The organism is Bradyrhizobium sp. URHD0069, assembly GCF_000701345.1.
Classification (GTDB): Bacteria; Pseudomonadota; Alphaproteobacteria; order Rhizobiales; family Xanthobacteraceae; genus Bradyrhizobium.
The window spans coordinates 1-1,767 of record NZ_JNIJ01000121.1 but is presented as its reverse complement, the minus strand read 5'-3'; the positions used below and the strand labels follow the sequence as shown (position 1 = coordinate 1,767).

Below are 1,767 nucleotides of genomic sequence, written 5' to 3'. Positions count from 1 at the left end.
TGAACTGGCGCCATTTCAATTGACCGAATTCATTCGGTCGCCTGCCAGCCGGGTCTGATCGCAGGTTATCAAATTAGCAGTGGTCAGTCACCGAGTATCACCGCGTTTTCGCGACCATTTGGAGGGCCAATCCGACTTCCGGTTCGGGTCAAAAGCTGAAAAGGTCCAGACGAGCATACGTCTTCCGCTTTGCTGGGGTAGACCGGAAGTGATCGGCACATGGTTAGAATGACAAAACTGACCCCGAGCAGATATTCGCGACTGGAAACGTGTCGAGGAATACGGCGGGCGCCTTACCGCCAAGCCGGCGGAATTCCTCCCTGATCAGCCGCGGCATCGCCGCGGCGCGGCGCTGGCGCCAAAGAGCCGATGACCGCTCAATCGCTGATCCACCCGGAAAGCCTGTCGAAGATCGGCGCCTCCTCCTTAACGAGGTTGCTGAACGAAGACCGGCTGTGCATGCGGTCAAGGAATGCGCGCAGGCGTGGCCAGCGGTTGCGCGCGGGCGCAACGCCTGCATATCGCAAGTTCACATGGGCGTTCGCGATCGCAATATCGGCGATAGTGAGGTGCTCGCCGACAAAAAACTCGCCCTCGCCGAGCTCGCGCTCGAGATAGTCCCAGAATGCGGGGAATTCCTCGTCGACCGCTTTGCCCGCAGCCTCTTGGGCAGCGACATCGGCCTCCGGCTTGCCGGCCAATAGCGGCTCCACGATAAGCGGCAAGAACACCTTGGAGCGGCCCAATGGGACGAAGCCGTCATCCATGTAGTCCTCGAGCCACAGCGCACGTGCGTAGTCGTAGGGCTCGGTAGGGTAGAGGGGCGGTATGGGAAAGCGGCGCTCGAGATAGGCGCAAATCACCGACGACCCGGCAAGCGCCCGATCGCAGTCCTTGAATGCGGGGATCTTCCCGAGCGGGCTCAGCTCACGCCAGCCGTCCGGTGGCTTAGCCTCATTCACATTCTCGTGCCGGTAGAAGAGACCCTTTTCAGTTAATACGATACGGACCTTGCGGACAAAGGGCGAGACACTAGTTCCGAACACTATGAGCGACATGCGATCCCCTCTCCCCATCTTCGATACAGAGTGAGACAACATTTGGCTGCGCGGCAGCTGACCGGACGGCCGTCGCATGCCCGGAAGCACGCCACACGGTCTTTCGACCAAGCACGGTGCGCTAATGAGTTTTAGCAACACGCCAATCGCCGCTGCAAGGTCGTGACACACTTTGCATCGCACCGTTCTTCGCGTGCGACCCCATAATGCGGTTCGCGCTTCAAAATTCATATTATGCCGCCTTTTGGCACGAAATTGACGTGCCATGCCGCCCACCGAAGTCCGGTGTTGAGGGCCGCTAAGAACGGACATCGCCGCTCCGCTCGGCTCACTGCATCCACCCGCGCGCCGCTTCGATCTCGATCCGCACCGACTTGCCGACCGGCGATCACCGCTTCGCCAGCGGGATGACGTTGCTCGCGGCAGGCTGCAGCGCCGGTCCCGGCGCGAGATCGCGACATTTTCCTGCGCGACGCAGGCGCCGGCGTTGCGTGAATAAAGTTTTTCTTCCAGCGATTTCAACATGATTTGGGTCGTCCAGTCCTGCCCGAAAAAATATTTCGCTTAACGCGTCGGGCAAATCAGCGCTACCAGCTCGCCTCGTCCTTTCCCGGCAGAGCAACTGTGCTGAAGGTAGACCGGTGAATCGGCCGGGCTCAAGGCTGGCGCTGGGCGCCACCGCCTTCGGCGGCTGACGGCCTTGACCCCG

The 1,767-nt window shown here is 60.6% G+C and carries 1 protein-coding gene; it reads right to left on the bottom strand.

The genetic code is table 11. The features are described 5' to 3' along the window. Window positions 1-377: 377 nt before the first annotated feature. Window positions 378-1,058 (bottom strand): glutathione S-transferase family protein, encoded by a 681-nt coding sequence (locus N554_RS41350; RefSeq protein WP_029586898.1) that lies wholly within the window; start codon window positions 1,056-1,058, stop codon window positions 378-380. Window positions 1,059-1,767: the final 709 nt, after the last annotated feature.